This window comes from Pseudomonas danubii, assembly GCF_042980055.1.
GTDB lineage: Bacteria > Pseudomonadota > Gammaproteobacteria > Pseudomonadales > Pseudomonadaceae > Aquipseudomonas > Aquipseudomonas danubii.
In genome coordinates this window covers 4,338,869-4,358,727 of sequence record NZ_CP116502.1, presented here as the reverse complement: position 1 = coordinate 4,358,727, position 19,859 = coordinate 4,338,869, and the positions used below count along the sequence as shown (strand labels likewise).

Genomic DNA, 19,859 nt, shown 5'->3' with positions numbered 1-19,859 from the left:
AGGGGAGCCACCCCGACTCTCTCTGGGTTCAAGGTCCGCAAAGCCCGGGGGAGCGAATCCTGCGCTCCCCCGGCCGAGGCTGAATCAGGCGAACACGATGCCTGAACCGTTGAGCCCCTCCATACCGATGCCCACCAGGGTCACCGAGTAGTCGCCCACCTTGAGCAAGGTGTCGTTGCCGCTCTGGGACAGGTGCTGGCTGTAGTCGTAATGGGCATCGATGCCGGGCACGCCCATGAACACCAGCTTGTCGCTGCTCTGGTAGCCGTGGATCAGGTCGAGGCCGAAGTTGCCGCTGAACAGGAACGTGTTGCTGCCACCTCCGCTGGAGTGCATGACGTCGTTGCCGGCACCGCCGACAAAGGTCACGTTGGCCTTATCGCTGCTCAGCAGGTCGTCGCCGCCATGGCCGAACAGCCAATCGCCATTGACGCTGGCCACCAGCGCATTGCCATAGGCATCGCCATTGAGGGAGTGGTTGTAGGCGGTCCACTGGTTGCCGTTCTGCAAGCCGTCGGCGGTCACGCTGTAGCTGACGTCCTTGCCGAGCAGTTGCCACCAGCTCCCGGCCTCGTGACTGACCAGGGCGCCGATATCCCGGGTCATGCTGATGCCGCCATAGGCATCGCGGACGTACAAAGTGCCGTCGCCGTCATTGGCAATGGAGAAGTTCTTCAGCGGCTGCTGCAGCTGCAAAACGTTATGACCCGAGCCGCCATGGATGATGTTGTAGCCGCCGTCGTCGCGGAAACGGTCATCACCGGCCCCGCCATCGAGGTAATCGTTGCCCTTGCCGCCGTGCAGCAGGTCGTTGCTCTGGGTGCCGATGATGAAGGTGCTGCCGCTGTGCTGGTCGGCGTAGAGATTCAGGTCCTTGACCCAGACCTGGTCGCGCTTGTCCTCGGACAGGTTGGAAACCACCACCGTCGAATCGCGACTGGTCAGGTCATAGAAGTCCGAATTGATCACGCGGTTGAGCCCCGCGGCGTAGTCGACCGCGCTATGGGCCGACCAGGACCAGGGGTTGAGGATGCTCTGGGGCACCAGCTTGCCGGACAACGACGAATAGTGATCGGTAAAGCTGACGATATTGTTGGTGGCCGACTCCTGTGGCTTGTCGTGGGTGCCCAGGGACGAGGCGTTGAAGTGGGTGCCGTCCAGGGCACGGAACACCGGGTCGTTTTCATAACCGATGTTCAGCACCTTGTCGCTGGCGCTCTGGGTCGGCGAGGCGAAGGCCAGGTAGTGGGCGTCCTGGAAGAAGCCGCCCCAGTGCTCCGTGCTCAGGGTCGCCAGGCTGTTGACCGCCAACCCGCCCAGGCTGTGCCCGGTGACCAGCACATCGCTGCCGCTCAGGCCCTGGGCCGCGGCGAAGGCGGCGACCTTGCCCAGCAGGTTGTCGAAGGCCAGGCGGCTGTAGTTGTCGGCAAAGCCGGAGACAAAGGCCGCCTGCAGGTCGTTGAGGCCGTCCTTGAGGCTGTCGGTGCCGCGAAAGCTGATGCCGATGGACAGCAACTGCCCGGCGCCGTCGTACTTGCCGAGGATCTCGACCTGGGCGTCGCTGACCGAAGACTGCTCGCCGGAAATGGTGCCCTGGGCGCTGATGTGGCCCTGATAGCCCAACTGCGAGGCGCTGATGGGTCGCCAGGACGTGCCCGGCAAGGCCTCGCCGGTGGGATTGCCTGCATACAAGGCCAGGGTGATGGCCTCGCTGTACTGGGCCTTGCCGGCACCGCCCACGGCGTTTTTGTAGTCGAAGATGCTCATGTGCGTTTCTCCTTTTTATCCTGCGGCCCGTCAGGGACCGGTGCGCTGACCAAAGGCCTCATCGACCCGGGCCAGATCTTCTTCACGCAAGGTTCCGGCGTAGTAATGCAACTTGGTCCAGGCCATCAGGTAGTCGTAACGGGCCTGGGCCAGGTCACGCCGGGTGGTGTAGAGCTGCTGCTCGGCATTGAGCGCATCCAGGTTGACCCGCTCACCGCCAAGAATGCTCTGCCTGGTGGACACCACCAGGGCCTCGGCCGAGGTCAGGGCCTTCTGGTAGGCGCGCAATTTGCTCACCCCAGATAGACAGGCACTGAATTGCCGGCGCAGTTCAATCAGGGTTTCCCGAGTCTTGCCGTCCAGTTCGTATTCGGCCTGCTCCATGGCGCGGCTGGCCTGGCGAGTGGAGGCCGACACCCCGCCACCGGCGTACAGCGGCAGGCTGACTTCGATGCCGATGGTGTTGGTGTCGTAGCGCTGGTTGTAGGTGTTGCCGCTTTCCGATTCGTTCTGCCGCACGCTGGCGTAGGCGCTGAGCTTGGGCAGGTGCCCGGCGCGGTTGCGCTCCACTTCATAACGCGCCACCTCGACCCGTTGCCGCTGGGAGGCCAGCACCGGGTTGTTGCTCAGGGCCATCTCATGCCAGGTGTCGTAATTGGCCGGGCTCAGGGCAAAGGACTGGAAGTTTTCCTGCAAGGGGTCGAGGTCGCGCACGTCGAGGTCGGGCACGCCAATCAGCGCCCCCAGTTCACGCAAGGCCGCGTCCTGTTCGTCCCGGGCCTCGATCTCCTCGGCGGTGGCCAGCTCGTAGCGCGACTCGGCCTCGAGGATATCGGTACGGGTGCCCTCGCCCTGCTCGAACATGTGCCGGTTCTGCTGGAACTGCTGCTCGAAGGCCTTCTTCTTAGCCAGGGCGATCTCGATCTGATCCTGGGCGAACAGGGCCTTGGTGTAGTAACTGAGCACCCGCACCAGCAACTCCTGGCTCTTGCCGCGAAAGTTCTCGTCGGCGAACAGGGCCTGGGCCACGCCCTTGCGGTAGTTGGCGTAGGCCTCGTAGTCGATCAGCGGCTGCTGCAAGGTCAGGGACGAGCCGTAGCTGTCGTAGTTGCGTTTTTCGCTGACGCTGCCGCGCACCGTGTCCAGGTAGGTGACCTTGGAGTTGTTGTGGCCCTTGTTGTAGCTGTAGCCCACCTTGGGCAGCAGACCGGCGCGGCCGATGGCGCGGTTTTCCAGGCCGGCATCGCGCTCCTTGATGGCGCCGAGAAACACTGGATCGTTGCGCAGGGCCTGCTCGTAGATCTGGAACGGACCCATGGCCTGGGCCCCCTGGCACACCAGCAAGGACAAGGCCGCGGCGAGAATGGAAAGCTTACTCATACGACGCGACATCCTTATTCTTCGGTCAATGCAGAGCTGGCCCGGTCGAGCAGAGGCTTGAACAGGTAATTGAGCAGTGAACGCTCGCCTGTGCGCACGAACATCTCCGCCGGCATCCCGGGCTTGATCACCAGGCCGTTGAGCTTCTCCATGGCCTGGTCGCTGACGCTGCTGCGCAGCACGTAGTAAGGCATGCCGGTCTTCTCGTCGACCATCTGGTCGGCGGATATCAGGCTGACTTCCCCCGGTACCCGTGGCGTGCGGCTCTGGTTGAAGGCGGTGAACAGGATGTCCACCGGCAGATGGGGGCCGACCTTGTCCACCAGGTTGACCGGCAACCGCCCTTCCACTTCCAGGTGCGTGCCCTGGGGCACGATTTCCAGCAGGGTTTCCCCCTGGCGCACCACGGCGCCTTCGGTGTGTACCCCCAGGTTGACCGCGATGCCGTCGGCAGTGGCGATGATTTCGCTGTGCTGCAAGTCGAAGCCGGCGGAGGTCAGTTGCTGCTCCAGGGTCTGGGTCTTGAGCTGGGCTTCGGCCAATTGGCTGCGGACCTCTTTCTGGTACTCCTCGCTGTGCTGTTGCAGCTTGAGCCGGGACTCGAGAATGCCCTGCTCGATGCGCCCGCTTTCACCGGTGTTCTGCGCCAGCTCCTGTTGCACCTGGGACAACTGGCGCTGGTATTCCAACAAGCGGTTGCGTGGGATGTAGCCGTTGTCGGCCAAAGGTTGCAGGTTGCTCAGTTGCTGGCGCAGGGACTCGGCCTGGTTGCCCAGGTCGGTGCGCGCCCGGCGCATGCCGGCCAGTTGCGCGGTGGCGCCTTCGATATTGGCGCGGATGCCCGCCTGCTCGCGGGAGAACGCCTCACGGCGGCTGCTGAACAGTTGGCGCTGGCCTTCCAGCACCAGGGCCAGGCGTGGGTCGTCGCTGTTGCTCAACTGCAGCGGGAAGTCCACCTGCTTGAGGTTGTCGCGCTCGCTGCGCCAGCGCGCCAGGCTGGCCATAGCCATGCGGTACTGGGCCTGCAGCGACTGCACGTCCGCCGCCACCTGGGTCTGATCCAGGCGGAACAACGGCTGGCCCTGCTTCACGCTTTGGCCTTCGCGCACCAGAATCCGGCTGACCACCCCGCTGCTCATGGACTGCACCGCTTTGCGCTTGCCGGACACCACCACCGTGCCTTGCACGGGAATCCCCTGATCCAGTGGAGCCAGCGCAGCCCAGATGAAAAAACTGCCGGCCCCCACCAGGGCCAGTATCCAGCCCATGCGCGCGAAAAAGCCCGCATCACGCTCAACCCGTTCCGGCGCATAACCCTCTTCGATCATCATGTTGCTGTCCTTGCTCATGCGCCTTTGTTCCGTGTCGGGGGCTGATACTGGCGGCTCATGCTCAAGCCACCGGGTGCGGCTGCAGCGGCGGGTCTGGCCGGTTCCTGGGGTTGGAGTGACTGGGGCTGCTGGGCACCGGCCAACGCCTTGAGTACTTCCTGGCTGGGGCCAAAGGCCTGCAGGCGGCCTTCATTGAGTACCAGCAGCTTGTCGGCCAGGGCCAGCACCGACGAGCGATGGGTCACCAGAACCACGCTGGTCCCCCGGGCCTTGAGCTGGGCAATCGCCGCCGCCAGGGCGCTCTCGCCCACGGTGTCGAGGTTGGAGTTGGGTTCGTCGAGCACCACCAGGCTGGGATTGCCATACAGTGCCCGGGCCAGGGCCACCCGCTGCTTCTGGCCCCCGGACAGGCCGCTGCCGTCATCGCCAAGCACGGTGTCGTAGCCTTGAGGCAGGCGCAAGATCAACTCGTGCACTCCGGCCAGCTGCGCGGCCTGGACCACCTGCTCCGGGTCGGCCTGGCGAAAGCGTGCGATGTTCTCGGCGATGCTGCCGGTGAAGAGTTCGATGTCCTGGGGCAAATAGCCGATGTAGGGACCCAACTCATCGCGATTCCAGCGATGAATGTCGGCGCCGTCCAGGCGCACCGTGCCGGCCAGGGTCGGCCAGACGCCCACCAGTACCCGAGCCAGGGTCGACTTGCCGGAACCGGAGGCCCCCAGCACCCCGAGCACTTCACCGGCATTGATACTGAAGCTCACCTGCTGCAGGGTCGCCGCCCGACGTCCGGGAGGCCCGGCGCTGACCTGCTCGAAACTCACCTGGCCCTTGGGCGCCGGCAACGACATGGCGCTGTCACTGGGTGGGAACTCGCGCAGCAGCGCGTCCAGTCGACCATAGGCCAGCTTGGCCGAACTCCATTGCTTCCACACCGCGATCAACTGGTCGATGGGACTCAGGACCCGACCCATGAGGATCGACCCGGCGATCATCATCCCCGCGGTCATGTCGCCCTTGATCACCAGCAAGGCGCCCAGGCCCAGCACCAGGGATTGCAGGCACAGACGCAGGGTCTTGCTCAGGGAACTGATCACCGAACCTGTGTCGCTGGCCTCGTTCTGCAAGCCGAGAAAGCGCGAGTGCACGGCAAACCAGCGCTTGCGCAAGGCACCGAGCATGCCCATCGCCTGAATGGTCTCGGCATTGTGCAAATGGCTGGTGGCCAATTGGGTGGAGCGTTGCGAAAAACCGCTGGCCTCGGCCAGGGGTTTCTTGGTCATGGCTTCATTCAGGCACGCCAGGGCGATCAGCAACACCGCGCCCACCGTGGCGAACACCCCGAGCCAGACGTTGAAGGCATAGATCACCAGCAGGTAGATGGGAAACCAGGGGGCATCGAAGAAGGCGAACAACGCCGGCCCGGTGAGGAACTGGCGGATATGGGTCAAATCGCCCAGTGACTGGCCGGCATGGCCTTCGCCACGGGCCAGGTTGCGTTCGAATGCCGCCTGATACACCCGCAGGTTGAAGCGGCGCTCCAACTGGCTGCCGATGCGGATGACGATAAAGCTGCGCACCACTTCCAGCAGCCCGATAAACAGGAAAAAGCCCACCACCATCAGCGACAGCATCACCAGGGTGGTCTCATTCTGCGAAGACAGCACCCGGTCGTAGACTTGCAACATATAGATGGAGGGCACCAGCATCAGCACATTAATCAACGCGGTGAAACAGCCGACACTGATCAGGATGCCCTTGTATTCGCCCAATGCCTTGAACAGTGGTGCAGGATGACTATTATTCAGCATCTTCAACATTTCCCTGAGCCGACCCTGCGCGCCGAACGCGAGCACCTCATATACGGCGCAACTAAAGATGTGTGCCCCTTAGTCTCAAAGTCTGCAGACACACCCAAACCAGACAACTGTAGTTAACAGTCATCCGGTTAAAAACCTGTCGATTAAAAGAGTGGTAAAACTAAAACCACAACCACCCAAGATTAAACGAACAACCTGCTGCCTTAATTAGCCAGCACGCTGTAACACGATCAAACCGTCGCCTTTGAGGCGCGCTTCGTACAGGCCTTCTCTCTGTCGACTGAAAAAGATAATCCTTGAACCTTCCCGCCCCGTGATGGCAATACCGTCGGGCTCCGGAAACCAGCCCACCGCCGCCTCACCGATCCACTTCGACAGGCACTCGGCGCCGTCTCCCAGGGCTGCGTTTTGCAGCAGGTCCAGGGCGCAGGCGCCGCCAGGCTCGCTCTGTTGCTGCAACTGCCAGTGTCCAACCAGTTCCGAGGGGTCCGCCAAACGCAGGCTGCTTGCCATGGTGAGTGCTCCATAAAAGATCGTCAGCGTCGCCAGCAGCCAGGTGGCCGCCTTGCAACTCAAGGTGTGTGGGGTCATAGGGTGCTCCGTCCGCCCGGTAGACTCGCTCAGCCCCGGGGCCAATGCAAGAACGGAAGGCAGCGCATCGGCGCCGCCTTCCGCCTACTTCACTCAGGCCACGATGTCACTGACGGCTGCCTGGCCAACGGTGCTGACCAGGAAGTCCGCCACGCCGTGCCCGGAGAAGTCCACGGACAGGGTGCTGATGCCCCCGGAGGTAGTGAGGATGGCGTCACCCACCGCGCCGGTGAAGGCGTTGACGAAATGCAAGCCTGCACCCTTGGTGATACCGGTCAGATCGATCTTGTCCAGGCCGCTGACAAAATCCATGATCTGGTCGGCCGCGCCCGGTTTGGAGTCGGAACTGGCGCCGAACACGAAGGTGTCCGAACCCGAACCGCCCCAGAGCTTATCGGCGCCACCGCCACCGTAGATGATGTCGTTGCCGGCACCTCCCTTGAGCACGTTGGCCGCATTGTTGCCGATCAACAGATCGTTGCCCGAACCGCCGATGGCGTTCTCCACGGTCACGCCCTGAGCAATGGAAACGTTACCCACCATGCCGCCAACGTCGGAGAACGAAGCCTCATTGAGGTTGATCTTCTGGTTTTGAGTGAACCCGGAGAAGTCCAGGGTATCGTTGCCACCACCGTCCCACACCGAGAACACCAGCTTGTCGGCAGACGAACTGGCGCTGTAGAAGTCGCGCCCGGTGTTGGAGTTGAAGCCATAGGTGGTATCGCCGGCACGGGTGCCGTAGTTGGCCCCGTAGAGTTTCTGGATGGCCGCGATATCGTCCATCAGCGGACCGGACGAATAGGCCACGACCCCGCCCTTGCTGAAGTTCTGGCTGGTGTTGCTTTCACTCCAGTAGCTCATGATGCTGTAGCCACGCGTGTCCTGGCCGTAGCTGGCGTCCTTGTAGCTTGGGTTGCCTTCGCCTGCGTTGTAGTCGCCAGGGTGAGCCAGGCCCAGGGTGTGACCGATCTCATGGGTCAGGGTCTGACGGCCATAGTTGTTCAGGTCGGGATTCTTGTTCTGGGTGTAGCTGCTGTTGATCAGGTACCAGGAGGTACCGTCGTAACCGGCACCGGTGCCCGGCAGGTAGGCGAAGGCCGCCGCGCCGTCCTGGCCACCACTGTAGTTGCCGAAGGTCATGCGCGCGTCGCCACCCGAGGCTTTCTCGGTAAACACGACATTGGCCACATCGGCCCAGGATTGCATGGCCAGCACTGCTTGGGCCTTCTGCTGGGCACTGAACTGGCTGAACCCGGAGATACCGTGCTTGTACATGGTGCTCGAGGAGGCCGAGGTCAGGAAGGTATAGGACAGATCGATTTTGCCGTTACCGTTCAGGTCCTTGAACGCCGCGCCGTCACGCAGCAATTGCGTGGCGGCTTGATCGACTGAGAACGAAGGCTTGCCGTTAACCGTGAGATTGCCGCCACGATCGTATTGGTGGCTAAAGCTATTGATCTGGTTATACGCCGAACTTGCTGCGGCCAATGGCTCGAGTTGCTGTTCGGCAGATGCAATAGCGCTCTTTTTTATTGTCGACATAAACACACTTCCTTGTAATCAATGGAACAGTTTTTGTCAGATAGCGACAATCCCTGGCGAGATCGTCCTATCACTCGCCCTAAGCAGGCGAAAGAAAGCTGACACAATTTGAAATCAGGCGTCCACTACTTTTTTGACGCCAAATTCCACTGTTCCGACAAACTCCCGCAAACAATGACCGTGCACTTAAAAGATTCTTTTCCAGCCGATTAGCGCTAGGCATTGTCCGACAATCTACAATTTAATTATTAAATATCCATGTAGAAAATTATGTCGATTGCGTCGCACTTCTTAGTCGGTTATTTCATGTTCCAACCAGTTAGTTCCAATGCTTGCCTCAATGCTTGCGGGGTCAGCGCCGGTACTTGCACCCCGTCGGCACTGGTCATCGGCTCGGCTGCCAGCATGGCATTGATGATGGCCTCCTCCACCGCCTCGGCCGCTGCGCTGAACAGCGGCGAGATGTGATCGTTGTTGAGCATCGCCAGAGGTGCAGTGAACGCCAGGTCCTTGCGTCCATAATCCGCAGCGGGCAAGTCCCGGTTTCCCGTGGCAAAGGCCAGGAAGATATCGCCACTGGAATCTTCGGTGCCGCCACCGGTGCGGGCAATGCCGATGGAAGCACGCTGAGCCAGCCTCTGGCACTGATGGGGCAGCAGCGGCGCATCAGTGGCCAGGATCACCACGATCGAGCCCATGCCCGGGGTGCCGCGCTCGGCAAAAGGTGAGGCAATCCCTCCCAGATGACGCCCCACCGGGTAACCGTCCACCCGCAATTCTTCACGCTTGCCGTGGTTGGCCTGGACCAGAGCGCCGACGGTGTAGCCGCCCTGCGCTGCCGCCAGCCGCCGGGAGGCGGTACCGATCCCGCCCTTGAACTCATGACAGATCATCCCGGTGCCGCCGCCTACCGCGCCTTCGGCCACCGGCCCGGATTCGGCACTGGCCATGGCCTCGCGCACCTGTTGCGGCCCCACATGCTGACCCCAGATATCGTTCAGCAGGCCGTCGTAGGTTTCCATCACCACCGGCATGCACCAGTACACGGCGGGGTCCGCCAGGGCCTCGCGCTCCAGGGCGATCAGGGTGTCGCGCACCACGCCGACGCTGTGGGTATTGGTAATGGCCAGCGGCGTGGTCAGGGTGCCCGCCTCGCGAATCCACTCCAGCCCCGTGGCATCGCCATTGCCGTTGAGTACATGGCAACCGGCGAAACAGGGCTGTTGCCGCGCATGCCCGGCCCGGGGCTGGACCAGAGTGACCCCGGTGCGCACCTGCTTGCCGCCCACGCTGGCTTTCAGGGTGCTGTGCCCCACCCGTACCCCGGGGACGTCGGTGATCGCATTGAACGGGCCTGGTGTCCCCAGACCCAGGCTGATGCCCAATTGACGTGCTCGCATAACCACTCCTTACAATTTCTGAAACGCCGGGCTGTACCGGCCATTGGTGCCATAGAGAATCACCGACAGTGCCAGCAGCCCGATAATCACCATGATGTCCCGCAGGGACGCCTCGAGGAACAGATTGATCAGCAGATACCCCGCGCCCATCACCGCCAGCAGCGCCGGTACCGGCCACAGGGGCATGCGATAGGGATGCTCGCGGTCGCGCAGCAGCACCCGGCTCATCAGCGCGCTGAGGGCAACGATCAGGTACACCAGCATGATCAGCAACACGCTGAAGGACGTGAGGTCCGCCAGATTCGAGCTGAAACTGAGTACTGCCGAAGGAATCGCCAGGAACAACGTAGCCAGCCATGGCGAGTCCCAGCGTGGATGAATCCGCGTGAACAGGCGGTTGATGGTGGGCGTCCACAGGGCGTCGCGGCCGCTGCTGAACACCACCCGGCCGATCTGGATGACGATCGCGACAATGGCGTTGAACACCGACAGGAAGATCCCGCCACTGACCACCCTGGCGAGGGTTTCATTGCCATGGCTGGTGAGTAGGTAGCCGATGGGATCTGGGCTGGCCAGCATCGCGCTCAAGGACGGCGCGCCGATCAGCAGCGCGGTGAGCGGCACCAGTTCGATGATCACCACCAGCACCAGGGACCAGAGCACCGCCTTGTGCACGCCGCGCCCCTTGCACTTCATGTCTTCGGCCAGCAGCACCGCCGGCCCGTAGCCGTTGTAGGAAAACAGACCGATACCCACCGCACCGATCACCAGGGCCCAGGGCGCCATCTGCAATGCACCGTGATCGACGATCTGCGGTTGCAAAAGAATGCTCACCGGTTGCGTGGCGTTACCAAAGCCCAGCCAGACAATCACCAGCAACGCCGCCACCTCCAGCAACAGGCAAGTGCCGGTGATCCAGGCATTGAGCTTGATGTTGAGGATGCCCAGCAGATAGCTGCACACCACTATCACCAGGGCCACGGTCTGGGAGTCGAAGTCGGTACCCAGGGCATTGTTCAAATAGGTGGCGGCTCCGGTGGCCAGCACCGGAGGGATGAACAGCAGCATCACCAGCACCGTGAGGAAGGTGGCATAGCCGGCCATGCCGCCAAACACGCGCTTGGCGTACACGTACTCACCGCCGGCACTGTTATGGGCTCGGCCCAGCTCGGCGTAACAGAAGGCAAACATCAGTGCCAGCAACCCGGCCATGACGAACGCCAGGAACACCCCGCTGCCGGCCTGGTGGATGGCAAAGGGCGCGATCACGAACACGGAACTGGCGGGGGTCACACCGGAAACAGTGATAGCCACCACATCGAACACACTCAAGGTTGGTTTCAGCGCGCCGTCGGGCACGGAGGGAGAGCTCATATCGTTATCCTCGTGTTTATTGTTGGTCTGAGGCAGAAACGAAATCCATCGGGCGTGTGCGCTCTGGGACGCACTGGCTGGGAGCTACTCTAGGCAGTCACATGACGGCGACCAATTCCCCTATTGGAGTACTCCCCTTGACGGCAACAGGCAAATCGACGAAACCCTTCTACGGCACTTTCGACGCATCAATGGAGCAAGGTCTTTGAGTAATCTGTTCAGGGAGGTCGGCATGCACGCCGGCCTGGGTCGCACCCTTACGCTGATCGGCAACCCGCGATTCTGGAAACAGCTGATCCTGCTGTTGCACCAGGCCACGCCGTTCGACAATGCCCTGGCGATCTTCTACCCGGTGGATGGTCCGCCCCGAGCCCTTGAGGAATATGACGCGGAACCCAGCAGCAAACCGGCGTCGATGCTCACCTACCTCAATGGCCTGTACCTGCTGGACCCGTTCTTCCAGGCCTGTCGCGAGGGCTACCCCAGCGGCCTGTACCGCCTGGAAGAAGTGGCCCCGGACCACTTCCGCCAGAGCGAGTACTTTCTCAGCTACTTCCACGACAACGTCCTGGAAGATGAAGTGCAATTCATCCTGCAACTGCCCGAAGCCGGCACCCTGTCCCTGTCACTGGGCAACCAACGGGTCTTCAATCGCGAGGAAATCGGCCAGCTCACGACCTTTGCGGCCTGGGTGCTGCCACTGATGCAACAGCATTGGCAACACAGCCAGATACGTCCCCAGGCCCCGGTTGCAGAGGAAATGGCCAGCCAGATTCGCGATGCCCTGAGCCATTTCGGCAGCGCGGTGCTGTCGGATCGGGAGCTGGAGATTGCCCGACTGATCCTGCGGGGTTTTTCTTCCAAAGCCATGGCCGAGCGTTTGAAAATCTCGCCGGACACCATCAAGGTGCACCGCCGCCACCTTTACGCCAAGCTGGACATCTCCAGCCAGCCCGAGTTGTTTTCGTTGTTCATCCAATCCCTGGGGCATGATCTGGAAAATCCCTGACGCCCCTGTTCAGGCTGCTGTTGACGGTCTTTTCGCGGTCTTGCGTTTTTGCTTGCCTGCCTGCCCGCTTGCCGTAGGAGCTGGCTTGCCAGCGAAGGCGTCCTCAAGGACAACGCAAAACTCAAGGGCCTCTTCGCCGGCAAGCCGGCTCCTACGTAGCCAGCGTTGCCGTTTTTGAGGGCGATGCGAAACTCCGGCGCCTAGGCGTTCAGGGAGCGGGCGCGGAAGTCACGGGGCGACTGTTCGAAGTGCTTCTTGAATGTCCGGCTGAAATGCGCCGAATCGGTAAAGCCCCACTTGAAGGCGATATCGGTGATGGATTCGTTGCGCAGCTGCGGGTTGCTCAGGTCCGCCGCGCTGCGCTTGAGCCGGGAGCGCTGGATGAAGCGACACACGCTGTCGCCCTGCTCCTCAAACAGTCGGTACAGCTGGCGCACCGAAATATTCAACTGCCCGGCCAGGGATACCGGGGTCAGGCCCGGCTCATTGAGGGATTGATTGATCAGTTGCCGAGCCTGATCACGCAGGCATTGGCCATGCAGGTTCTCGTCAAAGCCATCCAGGGTGCTGGCCGTCTGACGCAGGGTCGGCCCAAGCAAGGCGATCAGGGCCTCTTGCAGGGCCTGGCCCTCCTGCTGCGCCGCACACCCCTGCAGATCGCCGGCGCAGATCTGCTCCACCAGCAAACGCATCAGGCGACCACTGGCGCAGTTTTGCGACAACTTGCCGAACTTGCGCTGCGGGGTCGGCAGATGCCGGTAAACCTCTTCCCGGCTCAGGTGGAACGAGGCGTGCTCGATCAGGCCGTGGGGCACGATTTCACAGGCACCGGCCGAATCCAGCAACGCCATGTCGCCGGGGGCCAGCTCAATACTCTCGCCATCCTGGCTCAAGCGAGCGTGGCCACTGCGCTGGATGATCAGGAAACAATGGCGATCGTCCTCATGGTCGACCTTGGTGCTCTGACGGGAGATCAGCCCGGCATTGGTGCGGATCTGCGCCACCTCCAGCCCGGCATAATCCTGTAGACCCACTTCACCGATAAACAAGGCGGGATTGCGCGCCGGGCGAGCGTCGAATCGACCGCAGACACCCTGCAGGGCACCTACCCAGGAACTGAAACTATGCGAAGCAAGCACTGTGCACCTCCATAAGCCGGTTCAGACCGCCTTTGTTGTTATGGCGATATCATTAACATGTTATCTATTTGCCAGGCAAGGAGCCTGACAGCATGGATAGTCTGTTATGGCTTAAGCAGGGTGTATGCCAGTGCTTACGGTTATGTCGGTCAGAATTCTCGTAGAAGCTTGTACAACTCAGTGAAGCTGCCCAATAGCGCCGCCCGCTGTTGGACACTCAAGCGGATGTAGCGCCTGAACCCCGGTAAACGATTGACCACCTCGCTGGCGCCAAAGTGTTCAAGGCGCACTTGCCAGCCCTGCTCATCCCGCCACAGCTCAAGGTGCTTGAAGTCCAGCGGCAGCAGCCGCTCCAGCAACGACTGATCGCTGCACAGCTTCTGCAGCAAGGGCGCCCATTGCTCTGCCTCCCCCGCAAGCAATCGCGCGGCGACGCCCTGTCGACGAATCGCCCCGGTGTGGCGCAGGCCGATCCGCGCTTGCCCGGGACGCTCGCAGGGCACCCGCAGACGCCACTCACAAACCACGATATGCATCAGGAACTGCGCCTGGGGACGCTCCCGCACTTCGAACTCCAGAGCGCTTTGTGGGCAGTGGAAAACACCCAGCCCAGCAGAGCGAGGGATGAAATCCAGGCCCGCCAGATCCCGCCGCACCTGACCCAGGGTGACCCCCGGGCGATAGCCCGAAGGTGCCCGGTGCCAGAATTCAAAGAGGTTTTGTCGCCAGCTTGAAAGATTCATCAGACAGGTTCTCCCGAGGGCTTGGTACTTCATCCGGCGACAGGCTCAGCGCCTGTTCCAGCACCTCCTCCACCGGCACCGGACGAAACGGATTGACCTTCTGTACCAGCAGGGTCCAGACCAGCGCGTAGATTGCGGTCAGGCCCAACATGCTGCCGAAGGGCACATAGATATCCCGTGGATTCATCCCCGGGGGGGTGATGAACCACATGCCCAGGACAATCCCCACCGAAGACAGGATCTGCGGCAACGGAAACCATGGCGATTTATAAGCCCGCGGCAAATCCGGCCGGCGAATGCGCAACATCACCACCGACAAGGTGACCAGCAGGTAGGCGGTGCTCCAGGCACAGACCGCCGCCAGCACCAGGTGCATGATGCTATCGGTGCTGCCGCCCAGCCACCAGGCATGCAGGCAGGGAATCAGGACCGCCACGGCGATGCACAGCAGCGGTGTCTTGAAGCGCGGGTGCAGGTAGGTGAAAACCTTGGGTAATGCCCCGTCCAGGGCCATGCCATAGAGAATTCGCGGCAGGCCGGCCATCAACGTGTTGATAGTCGCGGCACCGGCAAACAGCAGGCCGATCCCCAGCCAGATGCGGCCGAACGGCCCCATGATCTGCTCGGCGAAATGCGGGATGGCCATGGGCGTATCCAGCAAATGCACGCTGCCATCCTCACTCAGGGCAATGTTTTCCACCTGGCGCTTCATGGCCGCGCCGTAGATGAACATGCACACCGCGACGCCTACCAGCCCCAGGGCCATGGCCCGGGGAATGGTCCTCGCGGCCTTGCGTACATCCGGGGTCAGGGGGGTGACGAACTCGCAGCCGACGAACATGAACATGGCCATGCCCACCAGGGACAGGATGGTCGTCAGGTCGGTCCCCACCATTGACGCGCCGAACCAGCCATCAAGTTCCACTGCCGGAGCCTTGATGACCCCGAGCACGCCAAAGATGATCAGGGTGGTCCACATGCCGAAGGTCAGGATCACCTCGGCACGACTGAAGGCGGTGATGCCCACCGCGTTGAGCAGGCCGAAGAACACTACCAACCCGACCCCCACCAACCAGGCGCTGCCGCTCTGTTCCAGCAGGGTATTGAGGGATTCGAAATTCACCAGGGCCATGACGCCGCTGAGAATGGTTTCCGCCGTCCCGGCAAACACATGCACGATCAGGTAGGCGGACAAGGTCCCGGTGATGGCGAAGAAACGACCCAGGCCACAGGCCAGGTAGTCATAGACCGAGCCATTGGTGGGCAACAGGCAGGCCGCTTCGGCGAAGGTGGTGGATTGCGCCAGCATCATCAGCAGGGCGATCACCATCGCCGCGGCGAACGCTCCACCACCGATACCGAATCCGGTGGTGGCCGTCAGGATCACCGGGCTGGCCATGATCAGGCCCACGGCACTGGCCAGCGCGGTGGGAAAGCCGACCACGCCCTGATCCAGGTGGTGCTTGAGTCTGTCGTTGAGCGACATGATGGTAAACCTCGAAAGCATGGGTTGATGATTGTTGTTCTAGGCATTTCAAGGGCACGCCCGGCAAGGGCGCAGAGCTTGGCTGTCTGACGCAGCTGAAATCATGTTCACGCCCTGTAGGCGCTGGCTTGCCAGCGAAGACGTCCATGAGAATGACGCCTGTCCTGGGGGCCTCTTCGCCGGCCAACCGGCTCCTACAGTCAACCGGCTGGCCGGCAAAGGCGTCTGCGTGGGGCGTGCTCAATAAGCGATGCACACCGATTTGTTCTCGGTATAGGCCTCGATGGCCGCATGGCCCATCTCGCGGCCCATGCCCGATTGCTTGTAACCGCCGAAGGGCATCGACGGGTCCAGCATGTTGTGGGTGTTGACCCAAACGGTGCCGGCCTTGATCTGGGGAATCAGTTGCATGACCTGACTCAGATCGTTGGACCAGATACTCGCACCCAGCCCGTACTGGTTGTCATTGGCCAGGGCCACCACTTCCTCCAGAGAATCGAAAGGCGTCGCGACCACCACCGGGCCGAAAATCTCCTCGCGCACCAGCTGCAGGTTGGCGTTGACGTTGGCCACCACCGTGGGACGGACATAAAAGCCCTGCTCACCATGGGCAACTCCGCCGCAGAGCACCTTGGCGCCCTCCTCGACCCCGCGCTGGACCATCTGCAGCACGCGCTTCTGCTGTTTGGCAGAAATCAGCGGATTGATCTGTGCCTGCTCGTCCAACCCCGGGCCAATGCGCAAGGACTCGGCAATGGCCACCAGGCGCTCCAGCACCTGGGTGTAGATCCCGCGCTGGACATACAGCCGCGAGCCCGCCGTGCAGACCTGTCCCTGATTGAAGAAGATGGCCCCTGCAGCCCCGGCGGCAGCAGTCTGCGGGTCGCAGTCGTCGAGGACGATCACCGGCGACTTGCCACCCAGCTCCAGGGAAAAGCGCGTCATGTTGTCCACCGCCGCGTGGCCGATCAGCTTGCCGACCTGGGTCGAACCGGTGAACGCCAGCTTGTCGATTCCCGGATGGGCGGCCAGCGCGGCACCGGCCTGGGCGCCACTGCCGGTCACCACGTTGACCACGCCGGGGGCGATCCCCGCTTCCAGGCAAAGCTGACCGAGGCGCAGCGCGGTGAGCGGAGTCTCGTCGGCGGGCTTGAGTACCACGGTGCAGCCGCAAGCCAGGGCCGGGACGATTTTCCAGATGGCCATCAGCAATGGGAAATTCCACGGCACAATGGCTCCCACCACGCCCACCGGCTCCGGCACCGTATAAGCCCGGTACTGTGCCCCCGGCACCGCGGCGATGGATACATCCAGGCTCTTGCCTTCGATCTTGGTGGCCCAACCGGCCATGTAGCGGGTGAACTCCGCCGCCGCCCCCACCTCCAGGGCCCGGGCCAGATGGATCGACTGGCCGTTGTTGAGAGTCTCCAACTGCGCCAGCTCCTCGCCATTGGCCTCCAGCAGATCCGCCAGTTTCAACAGCAGGCGCTCGCGATCGGCAGGACGCAACGCCTTCCAGCTGCCTTCGAAGGCCCGGCGCGCGGCCCCCACCGCCAGATCCACATCGGCCTGGGCGGCGGCGGCAACCTGGGTCAACTGCTCGCCACTGGCGGGGTTGTACACCGGCATCCGTGCTCCGCAGAGCGCGGGCTGGCTGAGACCGTCAATCAGCAGGCCGTGCTGACTGTCTATGAATGCAGCGACACGTGGGTCGATGGCAACGCTCATCTTGATTCCTCGCAGGTAGACCTTGTTCGAGGTGGACTTTGAGCCCAAAGTCGGATGCCGTCTTGATCCTGGCTGCCGCAAAACTTGGCCCTGGCTGCCAGCGGCACCTACACGGGCCGTAGGAGCCGGCTTGCCGGCGAACAGGCCCACAAGCCTTGCGCCGCCTGCACGGACGCCCTCGCTGGCAAGCCAGCCCCTGCCAATGGCCGGCAGCGATACCCACCAAGTCGCCACTGGCAGCCTGGGTCAAATGTCCTGGCACACAGAGGCAAGCCAGGAGCCCGCAAATGACGCACTAATAGCTCCACGCTGTCCGTGCGTTTTCAGGAGACTCAACGTGAGCCAAGCAAGCCGTTTCTGGCACCCCATGCTGCACCCCAACGAAATGAAGCAACGCGAACCGATCCGCATCGTCCGCGGCGATGGTTGCTATGTCTATGACGACAAGGGCCACCAGCTGGTGGATGGCGTCGCCGGGCTGTGGAACGTCAACGTCGGCCACAACCGCAAGGAAGTGAAAGCGGCCATCACCGCCCAGCTCGATGAGCTGGAGTATTTCCAGCTGTTCGATGGGGTCAGCCACCCTCGTGCCGAAGAGCTGTCCCGGGTGCTGATGAACCTGCTGGAGCCCGAGGACATGTGCCGGGTGTCCTTCAGTTCCGGCGGTTCGGATGCCATCGAAAGCGCCCTGAAACTGGCCCGCCAGTACTGGAAGCTCGAAGGCCAGGCCGACCGCACCAAGTTCATTTCCCTGCGCCAGGGCTACCACGGCACCCACTTCGGTGGCGCCTCGGTCAACGGCAACACGGTGTTCCGGCGCAACTACGAGCCCCTGCTGCCCGGCTGCTACCACATCGATACGCCCTGGCTGTACCGCAACCCTTACAGCCAGGACCCGGAAGAGCTGGGCAAGATCTGCGCCGACCTGCTGGAACGGGAGATCCAGTTCCAGAGCCCGGACACCGTGGCCGCCTTCATTGCCGAGCCGATCCAGGGCGCCGGCGGCGTGATAGTGCCACCGGCCAACTACTGGCCGCTGATCCGCGAAGTCTGCGACAAGTACGGCGTCCTGCTGATCGCCGACGAGGTGGTCACCGGCTTCGGCCGCAGCGGCTCGATGTTCGGCAGCCGCCTGTGGGGAGTCAAACCCGACATCATGTGCCTGGCCAAGGGCATCACCTCGGGCTACATCCCCCTGGGCGCGACAGTGGTCAACCGGCGGATCGAGGCCGCCTTCGAGAAAAACGCCAACTTCACCGGCGCCATCATGCACGGCTACACCTACTCCGGGCACCCGGTGGCCTGCGCTGCGGCCCTGGCCTGCCTGGACATCGTGGTCAAGGAAGACCTGCCGGCCAACGCGGCGAAGATGGGCGACTACATGCTGGACAAGCTGAGGCCCTTCGTCGAGCGCTTCGACACCGTCGGTGAAGTGCGGGGCCAGGGCTTGATGCTGGCCCTGGATCTGGTGGCGGACAAGAGCACCCGCGAACCCATCGACCCCATGAGCGGCTATGCCAATCAGGTGGCACAGATTGCCCGGGACAATGGCGTCATGGTGCGCCCGGTGGGCACCAAGATCATTCTCTCGCCGCCCTTGGTGATCCAGCAGCCCCAGGTGGATGCCATAGTCGATGCCCTCGCCGAGGGGTTGAGCAAGGCCCAGCGCTGATCGTTGCAACCGGCTGCGGTCAATCAAACAGCGACCGCAGCCTGTGCTGCATCCCTGCTTGCCAGGCGCCTCGCTCCTGGTTTTCACTCGCCCTGACACGGACAGCGCCACCCGTCGCAGCCCCCAACCACCCGAGCCACTGCCCAGCCGGCAGCCAGGAGCTATCCGATGATTGCGCCCACTTCCTTGCCCGGGGCCCATGAACTGGGGCAACGCTGCATCGCCGCCTTTACCCGGGTGGTACCCGCCACCCTCTGCGCTTTCTACCGCATCGATCCGAACCTGCAGGCCCGGGACTTCTCGCTGTACCGCATGCCCGAGCAGATGCACCAGGCCTATTTGCAACGCTACCGCCACTACGACCCGTTGCAGCCACGCAACTGCGCCGCCGCCGGGCGCCCGGTGCTGTCGCTGCACATGGGCATGGCCCAGCAGGGCCGTCATGCAACCGAGGTCTACCAGGGGTTCCTGCAACGTCACGGGGTACTGGATGTAGTGGAAATTCTTGCCTGTGACGGTGAACGCCCCATCGCCGGCCTGTCGTTGCTGCGGGACAATGCCCTGGGGCATTTCAGCGTCGACGAACTGGGCACCCTGCATGCCTTGCAGGGCCTGTTGGAAATCGCTGCCCTAGCGCCCTACTCCCAGGTCGACGAACGTCTGGCCAACCTCACTCCCAGGGAACGGGAGATTGCCTGGCTGCTGCGCGATGGCGCCGACAACAAGAGCATCGCCAGACGCCTGGACCTGGGGCTGCCCACGGTCAAGACCCACCTGATCAACCTGTTTCGCAAGGTCGGGGTCGGCAATCGCACGGAGCTGGTAAGCGCGCTGTTCTTATAAAGGGCCACCGGCTCAACCATTTGGTTGATGGGCGGCA

The 19,859-nt window shown here is 62.5% G+C and carries 15 protein-coding genes; 3 read left to right on the top strand and 12 right to left on the bottom strand.

Annotation, left to right across the window (positions count from 1 at the left end; translation table 11 throughout):
- Nucleotides 1-84: 84 nt before the first annotated feature.
- The 8 genes from PFZ56_RS20130 to PFZ56_RS20095 form a co-directional block, all read right to left on the bottom strand.
- On the bottom strand, nucleotides 85-1,767 hold the full coding sequence (locus PFZ56_RS20130; RefSeq protein WP_170003829.1) for a polyurethanase: 1,683 nt from the start codon (nucleotides 1,765-1,767) through the stop codon (nucleotides 85-87).
- Nucleotides 1,768-1,797: 30 nt separating this feature from the next.
- Nucleotides 1,798-3,147 carry a TolC family outer membrane protein gene (locus tag PFZ56_RS20125; protein ID WP_372342519.1) on the bottom strand — a complete coding sequence of 450 codons (1,350 nt, stop codon included), beginning with the start codon at nucleotides 3,145-3,147 and terminating at the stop codon, nucleotides 1,798-1,800.
- A gap of 14 nt (nucleotides 3,148-3,161) precedes the next feature.
- Complete coding sequence (locus tag PFZ56_RS20120) at nucleotides 3,162-4,478, bottom strand: HlyD family type I secretion periplasmic adaptor subunit (protein ID WP_373634193.1); 1,317 nt, start codon at nucleotides 4,476-4,478, stop codon at nucleotides 3,162-3,164.
- 14 nt (nucleotides 4,479-4,492) lie between these two features.
- Nucleotides 4,493-6,286, bottom strand: a complete 1,794-nt coding sequence (locus PFZ56_RS20115; RefSeq protein WP_170003831.1) for a type I secretion system permease/ATPase — start codon at nucleotides 6,284-6,286, stop codon at nucleotides 4,493-4,495.
- A 216-nt stretch (nucleotides 6,287-6,502) separates the two neighbouring features.
- The gene (locus PFZ56_RS20110; protein WP_102879447.1) at nucleotides 6,503-6,886 is read right to left on the bottom strand and encodes an AprI/Inh family metalloprotease inhibitor; all 384 of its coding nucleotides are present in this window, start codon (nucleotides 6,884-6,886) and stop codon (nucleotides 6,503-6,505) included.
- A gap of 93 nt (nucleotides 6,887-6,979) precedes the next feature.
- Complete coding sequence (locus PFZ56_RS20105) at nucleotides 6,980-8,428, bottom strand: serralysin family metalloprotease (RefSeq protein ID WP_102879448.1); 1,449 nt, start codon at nucleotides 8,426-8,428, stop codon at nucleotides 6,980-6,982.
- A gap of 299 nt (nucleotides 8,429-8,727) precedes the next feature.
- Nucleotides 8,728-9,828 carry a P1 family peptidase gene (locus tag PFZ56_RS20100; RefSeq protein ID WP_102879449.1) on the bottom strand — a complete coding sequence of 367 codons (1,101 nt, stop codon included), beginning with the start codon at nucleotides 9,826-9,828 and terminating at the stop codon, nucleotides 8,728-8,730.
- A 9-nt stretch (nucleotides 9,829-9,837) separates the two neighbouring features.
- Nucleotides 9,838-11,202, bottom strand: coding sequence for an APC family permease (locus PFZ56_RS20095; protein WP_102879450.1), 1,365 nt, complete (start codon nucleotides 11,200-11,202; stop codon nucleotides 9,838-9,840).
- A gap of 205 nt (nucleotides 11,203-11,407) precedes the next feature.
- Here PFZ56_RS20095 and PFZ56_RS20090 point away from each other — a divergent pair, with 205 nt between their 5' ends.
- On the top strand, nucleotides 11,408-12,211 hold the full coding sequence (locus PFZ56_RS20090; protein WP_102879451.1) for a helix-turn-helix transcriptional regulator: 804 nt from the start codon (nucleotides 11,408-11,410) through the stop codon (nucleotides 12,209-12,211).
- A 200-nt stretch (nucleotides 12,212-12,411) separates the two neighbouring features.
- Here the strand turns inward: PFZ56_RS20090 and feaR are convergent, their stop codons facing one another.
- The 4 genes from feaR to PFZ56_RS20070 form a co-directional block, all read right to left on the bottom strand.
- Nucleotides 12,412-13,350, bottom strand: a complete 939-nt coding sequence (feaR, locus tag PFZ56_RS20085) for a transcriptional regulator FeaR (protein WP_102879452.1) — start codon at nucleotides 13,348-13,350, stop codon at nucleotides 12,412-12,414.
- A 149-nt stretch (nucleotides 13,351-13,499) separates the two neighbouring features.
- Nucleotides 13,500-14,093, bottom strand: a complete 594-nt coding sequence (locus tag PFZ56_RS20080; RefSeq protein ID WP_110651601.1) for a DUF3156 family protein — start codon at nucleotides 14,091-14,093, stop codon at nucleotides 13,500-13,502.
- Entirely contained in the window at nucleotides 14,059-15,579 is a 1,521-nt protein-coding gene (locus PFZ56_RS20075) for an APC family permease (protein WP_123390984.1), read from the bottom strand. The genes PFZ56_RS20080 and PFZ56_RS20075 overlap by 35 nt, the downstream gene beginning before the upstream one ends.
- Before the next feature lie 240 nt (nucleotides 15,580-15,819).
- On the bottom strand, nucleotides 15,820-17,307 hold the full coding sequence (locus tag PFZ56_RS20070; RefSeq protein WP_123390987.1) for an aldehyde dehydrogenase: 1,488 nt from the start codon (nucleotides 17,305-17,307) through the stop codon (nucleotides 15,820-15,822).
- Between the two features lie 337 nt (nucleotides 17,308-17,644).
- Here PFZ56_RS20070 and PFZ56_RS20065 point away from each other — a divergent pair, with 337 nt between their 5' ends.
- Entirely contained in the window at nucleotides 17,645-18,979 is a 1,335-nt protein-coding gene (locus PFZ56_RS20065; RefSeq protein ID WP_394304415.1) for an aspartate aminotransferase family protein, read from the top strand.
- Between the two features lie 168 nt (nucleotides 18,980-19,147).
- The gene (locus PFZ56_RS20060) at nucleotides 19,148-19,822 is read left to right on the top strand and encodes a helix-turn-helix transcriptional regulator (RefSeq protein WP_123390991.1); all 675 of its coding nucleotides are present in this window, start codon (nucleotides 19,148-19,150) and stop codon (nucleotides 19,820-19,822) included.
- Nucleotides 19,823-19,859: the final 37 nt, after the last annotated feature.